This window comes from Magnetospira thiophila (assembly GCF_054657015.1).
This window is the reverse complement of record NZ_BAAHXF010000002.1, coordinates 31499-44279: the sequence shown is the minus strand read 5'-3', so window position 1 is coordinate 44279 and position 12781 is coordinate 31499. Positions and strand designations below refer to the sequence as shown.

General features: G+C 60.4%; 10 protein-coding genes and 1 tRNA gene. 7 read left to right on the top strand and 4 right to left on the bottom strand.

Translation table 11 applies throughout. The annotated features are described in order from the left end of the window. The 3 genes from ACYQ1P_RS09805 to ACYQ1P_RS09795 all read left to right on the top strand — a co-directional run bounded on the left by ACYQ1P_RS09805 (position 1) and on the right by ACYQ1P_RS09795 (position 4870). Positions 1 to 3183: an efflux RND transporter permease subunit gene (locus tag ACYQ1P_RS09805; RefSeq protein WP_460020184.1), complete on the top strand. Its 3183-nt coding sequence runs from the start codon at positions 1 to 3 to the stop codon at positions 3181 to 3183. 339 nt (positions 3184 to 3522) lie between these two features. Next, positions 3523 to 4468, top strand: a protein-coding gene (locus tag ACYQ1P_RS09800) for an IS630 family transposase (RefSeq protein ID WP_460018340.1) whose coding sequence is annotated in 2 segments (ribosomal slippage) — positions 3523 to 3861 and positions 3863 to 4468 — 945 coding nt in all. Because the reading frame shifts where the segments join, the coding sequence is not laid out codon by codon here. Between the two features lie 30 nt (positions 4469 to 4498). Then, positions 4499 to 4870 carry an ArsR/SmtB family transcription factor gene (locus tag ACYQ1P_RS09795; RefSeq protein ID WP_460020183.1) on the top strand — a complete coding sequence of 124 codons (372 nt, stop codon included), beginning with the start codon at positions 4499 to 4501 and terminating at the stop codon, positions 4868 to 4870. Between the two features lie 83 nt (positions 4871 to 4953). Here the strand turns inward: ACYQ1P_RS09795 and ACYQ1P_RS09790 are convergent, their stop codons facing one another. After that, complete coding sequence (locus tag ACYQ1P_RS09790; protein WP_460020182.1) at positions 4954 to 5742, bottom strand: hypothetical protein; 789 nt, start codon at positions 5740 to 5742, stop codon at positions 4954 to 4956. 777 nt (positions 5743 to 6519) lie between these two features. Between ACYQ1P_RS09790 and ACYQ1P_RS09785 the strand changes: the two genes are divergently transcribed. Further along, a complete protein-coding gene (locus ACYQ1P_RS09785) occupies positions 6520 to 7458 on the top strand; it encodes an ROK family protein (protein WP_460021630.1) in 939 nt (312 codons plus the stop codon). On the opposite strand, the gene ACYQ1P_RS09780 is transcribed toward ACYQ1P_RS09785, so the two are convergent. Then, positions 7425 to 8231, bottom strand: coding sequence for an EipB family protein (locus ACYQ1P_RS09780; RefSeq protein WP_460020181.1), 807 nt, complete (start codon positions 8229 to 8231; stop codon positions 7425 to 7427). The two genes, ACYQ1P_RS09785 and ACYQ1P_RS09780, sit on opposite strands and share 34 nt — an antisense overlap. A gap of 263 nt (positions 8232 to 8494) precedes the next feature. On the opposite strand from ACYQ1P_RS09780, the gene ACYQ1P_RS09775 reads away from it, so the two are divergent. Both ACYQ1P_RS09775 and ACYQ1P_RS09770 read left to right on the top strand, forming a co-directional pair. After that, a complete protein-coding gene (locus ACYQ1P_RS09775) occupies positions 8495 to 9223 on the top strand; it encodes a GGDEF domain-containing protein (RefSeq protein ID WP_460020180.1) in 729 nt (242 codons plus the stop codon). A 6-nt stretch (positions 9224 to 9229) separates the two neighbouring features. Further along, positions 9230 to 9736: a hypothetical protein gene (locus ACYQ1P_RS09770; protein WP_460020179.1), complete on the top strand. Its 507-nt coding sequence runs from the start codon at positions 9230 to 9232 to the stop codon at positions 9734 to 9736. A 7-nt stretch (positions 9737 to 9743) separates the two neighbouring features. Here ACYQ1P_RS09770 and ACYQ1P_RS09765 read toward each other — a convergent pair whose 3' ends face one another. Continuing rightward, positions 9744 to 10550 carry an SPOR domain-containing protein gene (locus ACYQ1P_RS09765; protein WP_460020178.1) on the bottom strand — a complete coding sequence of 269 codons (807 nt, stop codon included), beginning with the start codon at positions 10548 to 10550 and terminating at the stop codon, positions 9744 to 9746. Between the two features lie 173 nt (positions 10551 to 10723). Beyond that, positions 10724 to 12541 (bottom strand): aspartate--tRNA ligase, encoded by a 1818-nt coding sequence (gene aspS / locus ACYQ1P_RS09760; protein ID WP_460020177.1) that lies wholly within the window; start codon positions 12539 to 12541, stop codon positions 10724 to 10726. A 162-nt stretch (positions 12542 to 12703) separates the two neighbouring features. Between aspS and ACYQ1P_RS09755 the strand changes: the two genes are divergently transcribed. Then, positions 12704 to 12779, top strand: a tRNA-Lys gene (locus ACYQ1P_RS09755). The last annotated feature ends 2 nt before the right edge of the window (positions 12780 to 12781 follow it).

The window sequence follows — 12781 nt, the reverse complement described above, 5'->3', positions numbered from 1 at the left end:
ATGAACTTGATCCATACCTCCATTCACCGTCCCATCGCCGTGGTGGCGGCGGTGCTCATGGTGGTGCTGTTCGGTCTGGTGGCCCTGCGGACCATTCCCATCCAGCTCATTCCCGACGTCAACAAGCCGGTCATCACCATCGACACCCGCTGGCCCGGAGCCGCCCCGGCGGAAGTGGAACGGGAAATCGTCAACCGTCAGGAAGAGGTGATGCGCGGCCTTGAGGGGTTGGACGAAATGACCAGCCGCGCCCGCGACGGTCGGGGCACCGTGACCCTGGAATTTTCCGTCGATACGGACATGAACAAGGCTTTGCTGCTGGTCGCCAACCGGCTCGACCGGGTCAGCGGCTATCCGGAGGAAGTGGATGAACCGACCCTGGATACGGCGGGCAGCGAGGACAGCCCCATCGCCTGGTTCAGCCTGACCCGCCTGCCCGGCAACGAGACTCCCATCCATACCTACGGCGACTACGTGGAAAATGTCATCCAGGACCGACTGGAACGGGTCAAGGGGGTGTCCAAGGTCAATGTCTATGGCGGCAGCTCCCAGCGTATGGAAGTGGTGATCGACCCGCAAGCCCTGGCCCGCTACCGGCTGACCGTGCCCCGGGTCATCGCCGCCCTGCGACAGGCCAATGCCTCGGTCTCCGCCGGTTCGGTGGATGAAGGCAAGCGGCGCTACGTGGTGCGCACGGAAGGTGAGTTCACCACCCTGGAGCAGGTGCGCCAAGTCCAACTGAGGACCGAACAGGACGCCGACAGCGGTCAGGTGTCCCGGGTCACCATCGGCGATATCGCGGAGGTGAGGTTCGGTCACAGCGAACGCGAGGCGACCATCCGCCGCATGGGCCAACCGGCCCTGGGGATCAATACGGTGCGCGAAACCGGGGCCAATGTCATCGAGACCATGGAAGGAATCCGGGCGGCAGTAAAGGAGTTGAACGATGGCCCCCTCCCCCGCGACGGCTTGAAACTGCGCCAGATTTATGACGAGACCTTCTATATTGAGTCGGCCATTGATCTGGTGCGCCAGAATATCTGGATTGGCGGCACCCTGGCGGCGCTGATCCTGATGTTGTTCCTGCGTTCCGGTGCGGCGACCCTGATCATCACCCTGGCCATTCCGGTTTCGGTGATCGGCTCCTTCGTCGCCATGGCGGCCATGGGCCGGTCGATCAATGTCATCTCGCTGGCCGGCATTGCCTTCGCCGTCGGCATGGTGGTCGATGCCGCCATCGTGGTGTTGGAAAACATCTACCGATTGCGCCAGTCGGGCCTGCCCCGCCGTCAGGCCGCCTATAAGGGGGCGCAACAGGTCTGGGGCGCGGTGCTGGTATCGGCCCTGACCACAGTCATGGTGTTCATTCCACTGCTGACCTTGAAGCTGGAAGTCGGACAGTTGTTCCGCGATATCGCAGTGGCCATTTCGGTTTCCGTTTTGTTGTCCCTGATCGTTGCCGTCACGGTCATTCCGGCTTTGGCAAAGTCGTTGTTACGACAACCCTCAAGCCAAATGGGCAACAATCGACGGACTTTGCCGCTGATCGACCCTGCCGCCCGATTGTTCATGCGGCTGACCCTCGGTTCCACCCGGCGCATCGTCCATCATCGGGGCCTGTCCCTGTTGGTCGTTGTCTCGGCCTGCGGTCTGGCCGGATTGGCCACATGGGCCTTCTTGCCAAAGCTGGAATATCTGCCCGAGGGCAATCGCAACCTGATTTTCGGCTCCATTCTGCCGCCGCCCGGCTACAATCTGGAAACCACCACCGCCGTCGCTCGCGAGATCGAGGCGGCGGTCAAGCATTTGTGGACGGACGACCCAACGGCAAAGGCGGCTCCCGGCGAACCGCCGAAAATGGATAATTTCTTTTTTGTCGCCGCCCGCACTTTTACCTTCGTCGGCGCGTCGAGCACCGAGGGCGACCGGGTCCGTGAATTGATCCCCATCCTGCGCGGTCCGGTGTTCAAGGAACCGGGGACGCTGGGGTTCATGCGCCAGCCGTCGATCTTCGGACGCACCATTGGCAGCGGTCGAACGGTGGATGTGCAAATTACCGGCGGCGACCTTGAAGCCATTCTCGGGGTCGCCCAAAAGGCCTTCGGGATGATCAACGGTCTGTTGCCGAGGGAGGAAAACAACAGCGTGCGCCCCCGCCCGGGCCTGGAACTGGGTGCTCCGGAAGTGCGCATTGTCCCCGATCCCGTCCGTCTGGCCGACAACGGGGTCAGCGCCCGGGATTTCGGTGATACTGTGGATACCTTCAACGACGGTTTGCGGGTCGCCGAGATTACCATCGACGGCCAACGCATCGACCTCACCCTGATGGGACCGCAAAACCGCATCCGCCAGACCCAGGGAATCGAGGCCCTGCCCATCGTCACCGCTTCGGGGGACATCTTGCCCCTGTCATCGCTGGCCCAGGTGCACATCACCACCGGCCCCATCGAAATCCGCCACCAGGAACGGGAACGGGTGGTCATCCTGGAAGTCAGCCCGTCGGACGACATTGCCCTCGAAACGGCCATGCAGATGCTCGACAGCCAGATTCTGACCAAACTGCGCGAGCAGGGATTGCCCGAAGGGGTGCGTCTGCGCCTGGCCGGGACGGCCGACAAACTGGTCGAAACCTGGGATGCCATGGTTTGGCAATTGGTGATCGCCCTGATCATCGTCTATCTGGTCATGGCCGTATTGTTCGAGAGCTTCGTCTATCCGATGATCATCATGTTTTCGGTCCCCCTGGCCACTGCGGGCGGCATCGGCGGTTTGGCGCTGCTCAACGGCTTTGTTCATCAGCCGTTGGACATGCTGACCATGCTCGGGTTTGTCATTCTGATCGGTATCGTGGTCAATAACGCCATCTTGCTGGTGCATCAGACCCTGCACCATATGCGCAATGACCGCATGGATGTTCGTGATGCCATTTTGGAATCCACCCGCAACCGCATCCGGCCGATCTTCATGTCCACCCTGACCTCGGTATTCGGCATGTTGCCGCTGGTGGCCTTCCCCGGAGCCGGTTCGGAGCTTTATCGCGGACTGGGATCGGTGGTGCTGGGCGGTCTGGCTTTGTCGGCGGTGCTGACGTTATTAATCATTCCACCGCTACTGACTTTGGTTGTAGGTGCCGTGGAAACGCAACGCTCAAATCGCCGTCAGGCCCGATCCGCCAGAAAATAATTTATTGCGCCGCATCTAATCCTTTAGCGGAGGTGCGGTAAAAAATGGCAGCAATCCTGGGGTTTTTTCGAAATTTAAGGGATAAAACCCCTGATTTTGCAACAAGATAACTATTGCACTGCACATCATTTCGGCAAAAAAGGATTTTGAATTCCATTTTCATTCATATATTCTAAAACGATAAAGTGGGATCCGGCACAAGATCGGCAACCGACACAAAACATATAAGACCCAACAGGAAGAACTAGAGCGGGATGAAGCCGGAGTGAATCGAAAGGGGATTCCCAAAGTCTCGCAATTCTGATTCAACATACTGGCTGGAAAAGGAGGCCAGTATGGATGACGAAACCCTATTCGAACGATCTCCGCGAGCGTGTGGTCGCCGCCGTTGAGGAAGGCGGCCTCTCTCGGCACCAGGCCGCGGCGCGGTTTGCCGTTGGTGTCAGTTCGGTCATCCGCTGGGTGACCCGTTTCCGCGAGACGGGCAGTGTTGCGCCCGACAAGATGGGAGGGAACCGGCCGAAGACAATCCGAGGAGAACACCGTGATTGGCTTATCCAGCGGTGCAAGGAGAAGGACTTCACGTTGCGTGGGTTGGTGGCGGAACTGGCCGAGCGCAAGGTGATGGTCGACTACCGCAGCGTCTGGGAATTCGTGCATGCCGAAAAACTGAGTTTCAAAAAAAAGCGTCCTTCCCAGGGAACAGGATCGGCCCGACGTGGCGCGTAAGCGTGAACAGTGGAAGGCGTATCAGGACCGGGTGGCCATTGATCGCCTAGTCTTCATCGACGAAACCTGGACCAAGACCAACATGGCGCCGCTCCGGGGATGGGCGCCGGTCGGCCAAAGGCTCGACGCCAAGGTGCCGTATGGCCACTGGAAAACCATGACCTTCCTCGCCGCGCTCCGCCACGACCGCATTGAGGCGCCCTGGGTTCTCGACGGGCCGATCAATGGCGAACGCTTCCGGGTCTATGTCGAGAAGGTGCTCATCCCCACCCTCAAGCCCGGCGATATCGTGGTCATGGACAATCTCGGCAGCCACAAGGGCGAAGCCATCCGCCGCCTCATCCGAGGCGCGGGTGCCAAGCTGTTCTTCCTGCCGAAATACTCCCCCGACCTGAACCCCATCGAGCAGGTCTTTGCCAAACTCAAGCATCTGCTGCGCAAGGAGGCCGCGCGCACCGTCGATGCGCTCTGCGAGGCCATCGGAAGGCTACTCGATGCCTTCCCGCCGCAGGAATGCGCCAACCTCGTCAGAAACGCCGGATATGGACCAACCTAAATTCATCCCGCTCTAGAGGATACCTGGGAGATGGATCTAGAAGTATTTCAGAACAACGTTCGGCAGGCCAGTGAGCTTCTCAAGGCCATGAGCAATCCGCATCGTCTGCTTGTGCTGTGCCAATTGGCCAGCGGTGAAAAATCCGTCGGGCAGTTGGAATCGGTAGTCGGACTGAAACAGTCCGCCTTGTCGCAGCATCTGGCGCGGTTGCGTCGGGACCGTCTGGTGCAGGCCCGACGGAGTGCGCAGAACGTTTACTATTCCCTCGAAGGCGAGGAAGCCAGCTCGGTGATCGAAACCCTGTACGGGCTCTATTGCGGTCCGGCCGAGGCCATGGCTTCGGAAGAGGCAGAGCAGCTCGAAAGCGCCGCCTGCCCGGCACCGACGGCCAACGCGGCGTAATCGGCGCGGCTCACTCACGGCACAGTGTGGCGGGATGAGATGTCCCCCGCCCCTGTGGCTGCGTCCAGACTGTGGCGGGGGCTCTATTCGTCCAGTTGACCCTGCTGGACGATCCACTTTAGTTCTTCCTTGATGATCTCCACGTGCGGCGCGTCCTTGACCCGCAGCACTTCGGAGATCACATGGCAGCGGGTCGCCGTCGGCAAGCGATCGAAATTTTCCAGAAACAGGAACTTGATGCCCGGACGGATGGTCGGCGACAGCAACAGGCTGGCCACCAGCTTGCGGCGCACGTCGTGGCGCAGGTTGCCGGCCTCGGTCAACTCGAAGAATTCGCGCACGAACTGGCGCGGCAGGATGGCCCCTTCTAGCAGCGCCTGCAAATTCTGGCGTAGGGCGGTGGAATACTGTTTGCGGGTCTGAATGATCACATGGGAGGCATGCCGCCGCACGGCCGCGATGGCCCCCGGATTGAATGCGGAATCGGTGATCAGATCGACGCACTTCTTGACCGTCGGGTGGCGAGAGGATTCGCCGACCATACGCAACACCCCGTTGATCAGCGCCACGTCCTTGGCCTGCGGCCCCAGACGGGCGGCGGCGGACAGGGCCATGGGGGATTCAGGGTCGCGGGTCGCCATCATCGCCAGCGGCAGAGGATCCGCCAGTCCGCTCAGATCCAACTGCTCGTTCAACAGGAATTCCGGCATCAGGATGCGGTCTTCCTCGCCAGGCAGGCACAGAGGTTGGCCGGATTTGTAGCGCTGCTTGATCTCACCGGCCAGCGCTACGCTCTCGGTGGAAATGCCGAGCGCCGGACGACGCGGCGGCGCGGTCTTCTTTTTCAACGGCAAGGTGGCTTTGTTCGCCATTGTTTACATCCGATCCTCAAAAACCAGCATAGACAAGCCAGGGCCTGCCAAAAAATTCCAGCGCTTTGATTATGCGACGGATTTCGGTTAACAAACTCTCAAAACCCGACGCACCGCCCGGACCTTGGGCCGCATCTCCGGTTTCCTGTGGCAATAATGACTCACATTTCAGCTTTTTTCCAGTTTTCCCTTGGCGTTGCCGCCGCACCCCCCCCGATGCAACGCTGACTCTCCCTCATTTCGCCCCAGGCCAGCCCTTTGATCCGACTCAATAATTTTTGAATGTTCACGAATTGATTCAATGCAAAATTATTGTATGGCCTTTCAAAACCACTCGGCATGAGGTCTTTCATACATATTTGACAGTATCAGATGCTTTCATTAACAATAATCGGGCTTGGCAAATCGACTTGGTGCTTGGGAAAAAACATAATATAAAAATCTAATATAATAAAAGATGCTCTTTCACAGACGATACATCGTCTGGAGGCGGACGTCATCCCACAGGTCCACACTGGCAGATTTGCGCAAAAGGGAATTGCGAAACATCTATCGAGGGAATGGGTGAATGGCTGCCACACGACTTCCGGTTCAAGATCTTGATCAGATGGCCTACACGCCGTCGCCCATAAGCGCGATGCCCCTTCAACCCGGAAATGTACAGGTTCAACATTGGGCGTCCGAAACGCCCCCGGCCGCCCGCTTTATCCGGGGTCAATTCCTGCCCCTGGACGCCGGGGACGAGGGCTTGCTGCATGGACTGTGTCGCTGAACAGCATGCGCATCGGCATTGATCTGGGCGGCACCAAAATCGAAGGCATCGCGCTTGGAAACGGCGGTCAAGAACTGGCCCGCCGTCGCGTCCCTACCCCGGCGGGCGATTACCACGGCACCGTCGCGGCCATTGTCGCCCTGGTGGAGGATTTGGAACGCCATGTGGGGAGGCGGGGAACCGTCGGCGTCGGCATTCCCGGCACCCTGTCCGCGCATACCGGTCGAGTCAAAAACGCCAATTCCACCTGCCTGATCGGGCAGCCGTTGGACCGCGACCTCGCCGAGGCCCTCCAGCGGGAAGTGGTGCTGGCCAACGACGCCAACTGCTTTGCCATGTCCGAAGCCATCGATGGCGCGGGCGCGGGTCATGGCCTGGTCTTCGGCGTCATCCTCGGCACCGGCGTCGGCGGAGCGCTGGTCATCCATCAGCACCTTCATGTGGGACCCAATGCCATCGCCGGGGAGTGGGGCCACAATCCCCTACCCTGGCCGCAACGCGACGCCGAGACATCCGAGTGGCCCGGCCCGGATTGCTATTGTGGCAAGACCGGCTGCATCGAGACCTTTCTCTCCGGACCCGGACTCGCCCGCGACTATGGGCGGCGTTCCGGGGCTGATCCCGCCGTGGACAACGCACTGCGGATCGTCGCCCTGGCCGAACAGGGGGATTCGGTGGCCGAACGGACCCTGCAAGCCTACGAACAGCGATTGGCCCGCGCCCTGGCCAGCGTGATCAATGTGGTCGATCCGGACGTGATCGTCCTCGGCGGTGGACTTTCCAATATTGATCGACTGTATAAAAATGTTCCAACCCTGTGGCAGGAATGGATCTTCTCCGACCATGCGGAGACCCCATTGGTTGCCAATGCGCACGGGGATTCCAGTGGCGTGCGGGGTGCCGCGTGGCTTCAGCAGCCCTCGTCGGGCAATCGCTCCAACTGAATCAATCGTCCCAGAATGGCGAAATCGCCGAAATCCTGAACCAGCGATTCCGCGATGCCATCCTGCCGGTAGGCGGCCGAGACCTCGACCACCGGCAACGGATCGACGCTTTCAGGGTCAAAAAAAGCCAACTGGATAGGCACGACGTTTTCCGGTTCAAGCCCCGCCGCGACCAACAACGGTTTCACCGAGTCCGCCGGGGGTCGGGGCGGCAGGATCACCGCATTCACCTCCATCGCCCCGCCGTCATCCGCCCCGTCGAACAGCGGGCCGCTGAGCCTGTTCTTGCCGGACTGTGCGGCTTCCAGCAACAAGATCAGATGGCGGCTGGGAAAGAGCGTCGCCGCGGGTAGATCGTATTGCACCTCCTGGGGATCGCTGAACACGGCCTGCCCGCCCTTCGGGGTCATTGTCGCCGTGCCGCGCATGAGGCCGACCACCGCCCCGCCGTCCACCTCCCGCCCCCAGAAGCGATAGGAAGTGCCGTCATGGGTTTCCCAACTGGACAGGGACCACAGGTTTTCCACCGTCCCGCCCTCGGCATCGCCGAGAAACAATCGGCTGCGGTTTTCCGTCGACCAGCCGTCACAACTACTCTGAAAGCGGTAGTACAGGATCCCGGACACCTGGGATACGTCCGAGCCCGCGCGGCTGACCTTGAGCGAAACCTGATACAAGGCCCGGTGGGAAACCAGGGGAACGCCCTGTGCCGACGTTCCGCCCCAGATTCCCAGGAAGAGAACGGCACATGCAAAGACCACGGGGCGCGTCATGGGGACTCCTTGAAATTTCTTTTCGGTTGCGGGGAAACTTAAGCCGCCTCACCGCCCCTGTCCATGCGGCATCTCTTGCCGGGCCGGGAAAGTACTGCCGGGCTGACTGGGCAAAAAATGCCTCCTGATCCTCCCTAACCCCATCAATCGCGAATAAATATCAATTGAATCAATGAAATCCCAGTTGGCACAAACCCTGCTTGGATAGAACCGGCATTCCCGTGCCGAAGGCTTGAACCCTGCAAAATGATTGGAAGAATACCATGAATGCGCAATACGGCCTCCCCCTCAAGACGGCGAACGACGAGCCGGAACATGATCTGGTGGGGCACATCACCCACCTGATCTATTGGATCAGCGACGGCGTTTCCCCCACGTCCTCGCACAACCAACCGACGTCGGCTTTCGATGTCGCCGAATCCGCCCTGATTTCCGCCATGCAGGCCACCTCCCTGATCGCCGAGCAGAAAGCTCGCATCGCCCAATTGGAGGAACAGGTGATGACGGACGAACTCACCCAGTTGAGCAACCGACGCGGCTTCCTTCGGGAAGTGCGCCGGGTCCGTTCGGCCATGGAGCGGTATGACGAACAAGGTTTGCTGCTCTATATCGACCTGGACGGATTCAAACAGATCAACGACACCTTCGGCCATGCCGCAGGCGACGCGGTCCTACAAAGGGTCGCCGAAGTCCTGCGCGACAGCGTCCGTCAATCGGACGCGGTGGCCCGCCTCGGCGGCGACGAGTTCGCCGTTCTGCTTTCCCACGCCTCCCCGGAAGCGGCACGGTCCAAGGCCAGGGAATTGGAACGGGTTCTCAACGGCAGCAAGGCCTGGTGGCATGATCGGCAGATCCCCATCCGGGCCAGCATCGGCATCCGCAAGGTCACCCGCAACTGCACCATGGACAAGCTGTTGAACGACGCCGACAGCGACATGTATGCCAGCAAGCGGACCCGGTGCAGTCAGCCCCCCGCCCTGCCCCTCCCCTGAGTCCTCATGAAAATAGAGATCCTGCCGCCGCTGCTCAGACCCGACATTTCACCCCAGGAAACCACCCCGTCCCGCAGCCTTATCCCCATCGCCCCGGCCCCCCTCCCGGTCGTCGATGGGGATCTGCGCGATGTGACGGAGGTCAAGGCCGAACCGTCGGGTCCCCCCACGGCGTTGCAGAAACTGGTCGGCTCCCGGGATGTGCGAGACCTCTCGCCCCGGCAGATGGTCGATTTGAGCCTGGATCTCTATGCCGGCAACATTCTGTCCTGGGATGAATACACCCTGCTCGCTTTCCAGCCTGACCTGCACCCCGATTACGACGCCACCATTGGTGCTTTGACGGGACGTCCGGCCGCTCCAGACAAGCCACGCGATTTCATCTCCCAATGGGAGGAAAGGCTCGATTTCGAACTGAAACACAACCCAAAAGACAGGGCGACCCTGGAAAAGGTCGCCCATATCGTCACCGTCCTGCGGCAAATCGAATCCCCGACCAATCTGTCGGTATAGTCTGCGCTCAGAAGCGAACGTCCGCCACTTCCGCACCGGCCGCCTTGGCCAGTTCGGTGGCCGAAACCACCGGCCAGGAGTCCTGCTCGAAGCGGGCCGCCCACAGGTTATGCACGCCCGCACGCACCAAACGCCCACGCACATCCTTTTGATCCGCCTTGGAGAAGCCGACCACCAGTCGGTAAACCATGCCCCCGTCCATCGGGCGGTGGACCACCGTCGGACGCAAGCCGGAGAACTTCTGAGCTTTGAGCGCCGCTTCTTCCATGGTGGCATAGGAACCAATCACATACACCAGATCACTGTGAATCATCTGCTGCGGCAATTCGTCGGTTTCATGCCGAGGCAGGCCGGCCAGTTGTGTTTCGACCGGGACCGAAGCGGGCTTGAGAGAAGGCAGGGGCAGACTGGCCAAATAGGTCTCGGTCGCCGTGTAGCTGCGAGAAGGCAGCGCCTCTTCCGCCCCACCGGCAGCGGTTTCGAACTTGGTCAGGTCTTCAGTGGGAGCCGCCTCGACAGGGGCCTCTACCATCGCACCGGCAGCAACGGGCTTTTCTCCGGTCGCCTCGGCCACGTCGGCCGCCGCCACCTGAATCTCGTCGCTGGTATCAATGCAGACGTCATTCCCCTGCAAGGTCCGCCAAACCGCGCAGTCCTGATTGGTCACTGCGGAGAGCATGTGATCGGTCAACGATTTTTCGGTAGCCAGATAGCTGATGCCATCCACCGCCCACGACGCAATACGCACCGACATGGGTAGCGCGCAGCCCCCTACCAATAACGGCAGGGCCACAACAACAACGACTTTTTTCATAGCCACATCCTTCACAACGGAAATTATTGTGCTTCCGCAACAACTTCCGATCCCCGACATCCTTTATGCCTGACTTTCAGGCTAAGGCGCAAGGGTTAACAAACGGCGAAAGCCGCATCCGCTCCTTGTCGAACGGGGGGATTTTCGAATATGGGGCCGAAAGAATGCCCGGATCAGGAGTCGGCAGAAGACGAATCGTCCTGCTTTTTCTTGACCTTGGGCTTCGGCAGATGGGGCCGGATGTGCAATTCCCGATAGCGCGCCTCGTCGATGGTGGCCGGAGCTCCCATCAACAAATCCTGGGCCTGTTGGTTCATCGGGAAGGCAATCACCTCGCGGATATTGGGCTCATCGGCCAGCAACATCACCATGCGGTCGATTCCCGGTGCGCAACCGGCGTGCGGAGGCGCACCGAATTTAAACGCATTGAGCATGCCGCCGAATTCCTTTTCCACCACCTCGGGAGGATATCCGGCCAGTTCGAAGGCCTTGTACATGATATCCGGGCGATGGTTTCGCACCGCCCCCGACGACAGCTCGATGCCGTTGCACACGATGTCGTACTGGTAGGCCAGAATCTCCAACGGGTCCTGGTTTTCCAGCGCCTCCAGCCCGCCCTGGGGCATGGAGAACGGATTGTGGGAGAATTCGATCTCGCCGCTTTCGGCATCCCGCTCGTACATGGGGAAATCGACCACCCAGCAGAACTTGAAGCAGCCCTTCTCGACCAGATCCAGGTCCTCGCCGATTTTGGTGCGGGCCGCCGAGGCGAAAGCCGCGAATTCGGCGGGCACACCGGCGACGAAAAACACCGCGTCCCCATCCTTCAAACCGAGCGCGTCACGCAGGGCCACGGCGCGCTCCTGGCCGATGTTCTTGGCCACCGGACCGGCCCCCTCCCCTTCACGGAAGAAGATATAGCCCAGACCCGGCTGACCCTCGGACTGAGCCCAGCCGTTCATGCGGTCGCAGAAGGCGCGACTGCCGCCGCCGACGGCGGGAATGGCATAGACTCGAACACGGTCGTTCTTTTCGATCATCCCGGCAAAGACCTTGAAGCCGGACCCCCGGAAGATCTCGGTGGCATCGCTCATTTCAATGGGGTTGCGCAGGTCCGGCTTGTCGCAGCCGTATTTCTGCATGGCCTCCCGATAGGGAATGCGCGGAAAGGGATGGCCGGTCACATGGCGCCCCTCGCCGAATTCCTCGAACACGCCGCTCAACACCGGCTCCAACACCTGGAACACGTCGTCCTGGGTGGCGAAGGACATTTCGAAATCCAGCTGATAGAACTCGCCGGGCGAGCGGTCGGCGCGGGCGTCCTCGTCCCGGAAACAGGGGGCAATCTGGAAATATTTATCGAACCCGGCAACCATCAGCATCTGCTTGAACTGTTGCGGTGCCTGCGGCAGGGCATAGAACTGCCCCGGATGAATGCGCGACGGCACCAGATAATCCCGCGCCCCCTCCGGCGACGAGGCGGTCAGAATCGGCGTCTGCATTTCCAGGAACCCGGCCTCGGTCATGCGGCGGCGGATGCTGGAGATGATCTGCGAGCGCAGCACGATGTTGGCATGCACCTTTTCCCGGCGCAGATCGAGGAACCGGTAACGCAGGCGGGTTTCCTCGGGATACTCGGCATCGCCGAAAACCTGCAATGGCAGCATCTCGGCCGCCGATTCGAGAGTCAGGTGGGAAACCTGCACCTCCACATGGCCGGTCGGCAGGTTGGGATTGATGGTGTCTTCCGTCCGCGCCACGACTTTTCCATCAACGATGATCACGCTTTCCGGGCGCAGCGCCTCGGCCTGGGCGAACAGGTCGCTGGATACGTCGATGACACATTGGGTCACCCCGTAATGGTCGCGCAGATCAATGAACAGCAAATTGCCATGGTCGCGCTTGCGATGCACCCAGCCCGACAGGCGGACCTCCTGTCCGGTGTTGTGGGGGCGCAATTCCCCGCAGGTATGCGAACGGTAGGGATGCATCAAAGTCTCCTGAAGGCCTGGGTCAGAGCAGTATCGGCGCGCGCAAGACGCCACGGACGCGCGGATTTGTCAAGGCATTGGCCCATTTGCGGCATTTTGAGGGAAACAAGCCCTCGACAAGCCGGTCTCGACAATGTTATATGCCGGGCCTTCCCAATTTGGGGGCTGTTAGCTCAGTTGGTAGAGCAGCTGACTCTTAATCAGCGGGTCGTGGGTTCGAATCCCTCACAGCCTACCATT